The following is a 2,790-nucleotide window of genomic DNA, read 5'->3' as shown; positions in this document are numbered from 1 at the left end:
GGTAGTAGAAAAATCCCCCCAATAAGAATGGAATCATAATCGTATTGATAACTGTGACAAAGGGAGTAATGATGGACCCCATCTCTCTCCAAAGATAAAAAATAATGGTTAATAGTAAGATTTCGGCTGTCCAAAAAAATAATTTGTTTCTACGGAACATAACTATCCTCCTTCTATCTATTTTACCATATTTCTAAAAAAAGATACGAAGGCTTCAGCATAAAAGCAAGAATATTTTTTCCCTTTATGATAAAATAAAGCTAATATGAAAAAAATAATTATATCCTTACTAACACTTCTTACTTTTGCCACTATCTCTACTGTTTCAGCTCAAAGTTTTGATGTTGCTGCTAAGCACGCTATTGCTGTTGAAGCAACAACAGGAAAAATCCTTTATGAAAAAGATGCGAGTCAGCCTGTCGAGATTGCTTCTATTACAAAACTTGTTACTGTCTATTTGGTTTATGAGGCCTTGGAACAAGGAACCATCAGCCTATCAACCCCTGTTGATATTTCTGACTATCCATACCAGCTCACCACCAATTCAGAAGCAAGTAACGTCCCTATGGAAGCTCGAAATTATACTGTTGAACAACTATTAGAGGCTACAATGGTATCCAGTGCAAACAGTGCTGCAATTGCGCTAGCAGAAAAGATTGCCGGTTCTGAGAAAGACTTCGTTGACAAAATGAGGGCGAAACTTTTGGAATGGGGAATCCAGGATGCAACTATTGTAAACACAACTGGATTAAACAACGAGACTCTTGGAGATAACATCTATCCAGATTCTAAGAAAGACGAGGAAAATAAACTTAGTGCTTACGATGTTGCCATCGTTGCTCGTAACCTCATCCGAGATTATCCGCAGGTTTTGGAAATCACCAAAAAGCCAACTTCTACCTTTGCAGGACTTGAAATCCACTCAACAAACTCTATGTTGGAGGGGATGCCAGCCTACCGAGGAGGAATTGACGGTTTAAAGACAGGAACAACTGATAAGGCAGGAGCTTCTTTCGTTGGAACCACTGTCGAAAAAGGGATGCGTATCATTACAGTTGTTTTAGATGCCGATCAACAAGACGGTAATCCTTATGCACGATTTACAGCTACTTCTTCTCTTTTAGACTATATCTCTGCAAACTTTAGCCTTCAGACTATTGTTAAAAAAGGTGAATCTTACAAAGATAGTAAGGTTACTGTCCTTGATGGAAAAGAAGACAGCGTGCCTGCAGTTGCTAAATCAGATATTGCAGTTGTCCAACGAGTTGGAAGCGGAACTACATCAGCTCTTCAATTCACACCAAAATCAACATCAGAAACTGCTCCTTTGGAAGAAGGAAAGGTTGTCGGTACTCTAACCTATGATGACCAAGATTTGATCGGACAAGGCTACCTCACTTCTGAAAAACCATCTTTTGAAATGGTTTCTGAAAAGAAAGTTGAAAAAGCCTTCTTCTTAAAAGTTTGGTGGAACCAATTCATCCGCTTTATCAATGAAAAATTATAAAAAAATCGCGATTCTTCGCGATTTTTTCGTATTCTTTAATTTATTTCATCTCTTTAAATGCTGCTTCAGCATCTGCATTGCTAATAGCACCAAATTGGATTTTTCCAATTTTTCCTTGACTATCAATCAAGTATTCTGTTGGAATGCTACGAATTTGGTAGGCTTGGAAGGTAGTTGCCTTGGTATCATATAGAACTGGTATATCCTTGTAGCCTTGTTCTTGGTACCATTTTGGAAAGTCTTGAACTGTTTTTTCACCTTGGAGGCCAGGTGCAATAACACTTAGTATTTCAAAGTCTCGATCTTGTTTTGCAGCTAATTCCATCAACTCTGGCATACTCTTTCGACAAGGACCACACCAAGAGGCCCAGAATTTCAAATAGACCTTTTTTCCCTTATAGTCTGATAGCTTGACTTCTTTGCCATCCATAGACTGCAAGGTGAAGTCTGGTGCATCCTTTCCTACTGCGATTTGTTGTACAGCAGGCTGTTTGGGACTTTCCGTTTGTTTGGTTTCTTTTTCGCCACAGGCAATCAACAACAATAAAGACATGAGGCTCAATCCCGCAAAAATAACTTTTTTCATCTTTTTCTCCTTTTATCCAAGAATTCCTGACAAGGCATTTAACTGCCCTAGCATCAATAACAAGCCCATCAAAATAATCAAAGCTCCCCCGATTTTCTTTAGTAGGATCATATGGGGTTTTAATTTACTAAAATAGGGCATGATCCAGCCCGAAGCCAAGGCTAAAACGATGAAAGGTAGGGCCATTCCCAATGTGTACACTAAGGTTAGTACAGCTCCTTGCCAAGCACCATTCCCTCCTGAAGCTGCAAGAGCCAAGACCGAACTTAAAACCGGTCCGATACAAGGGGTCCAACCAAAACTAAAGGTTATCCCAAGCAAGAATGCTGACAGATAGTGATTCGACTGTGATTTTTTGAAGGTGACTGTTTTTTGCACTTCCAGTTTATTGAAATGCAAAATTTCCATCTGGTGAAGGCCCAAGAGGATAATGACTGCTCCCATAAGATAACGAAACCAATCAGCATAGAGCATATGCCCCAGGAAACCAGCTCCAAATCCCAAAATAAAGAAAATGAGGGAGATCCCAGCAATAAAGCACAAGGTCCGAATTAAGCCTGACCATGCAACATCTCTTCCGAAAAATCGAAAGCTTTTCGAATTTCCCTGATCATCCAGTAAAATACCAGCATAGACTGGTAGCAAAGGGAAGATGCAGGGTGAAAAGAAAGACAGAATGCCGGCTAAAAAAACCGAT

3 protein-coding genes and 1 pseudogene are annotated in these 2,790 nt (G+C 39.6%); 1 reads left to right on the top strand and 3 read right to left on the bottom strand.

The genetic code is table 11. From position 1 onward, the window contains the following. A pseudogene (locus SORDD24_RS11760) lies at positions 1–160 on the bottom strand (AI-2E family transporter); the annotation flags it as partial. Positions 161–265: 105 nt separating this feature from the next. On the opposite strand from SORDD24_RS11760, the gene pbp3 reads away from it, so the two are divergent. Further along, complete coding sequence (gene pbp3, locus SORDD24_RS07420) at positions 266–1,507, top strand: D-alanyl-D-alanine carboxypeptidase PBP3 (protein WP_061409155.1); 1,242 nt, start codon at positions 266–268, stop codon at positions 1,505–1,507. Positions 1,508–1,547: 40 nt separating this feature from the next. Here the strand turns inward: pbp3 and sdbB are convergent, their stop codons facing one another. Next, complete coding sequence (sdbB, locus tag SORDD24_RS07415; RefSeq protein WP_061409153.1) at positions 1,548–2,093, bottom strand: thiol-disulfide oxidoreductase-associated lipoprotein SdbB; 546 nt, start codon at positions 2,091–2,093, stop codon at positions 1,548–1,550. Between the two features lie 12 nt (positions 2,094–2,105). Then, a partial coding sequence (locus SORDD24_RS07410) for a cytochrome c biogenesis CcdA family protein (protein ID WP_061409150.1) occupies positions 2,106–2,790 on the bottom strand: 685 nt, incomplete at its 5' end.

It is taken from the genome of Streptococcus oralis (assembly GCF_001579175.1).
Lineage (GTDB): Bacteria > Bacillota > Bacilli > Lactobacillales > Streptococcaceae > Streptococcus > Streptococcus oralis_O.
This window is presented reverse-complemented; position numbering and strand designations above follow the sequence as displayed.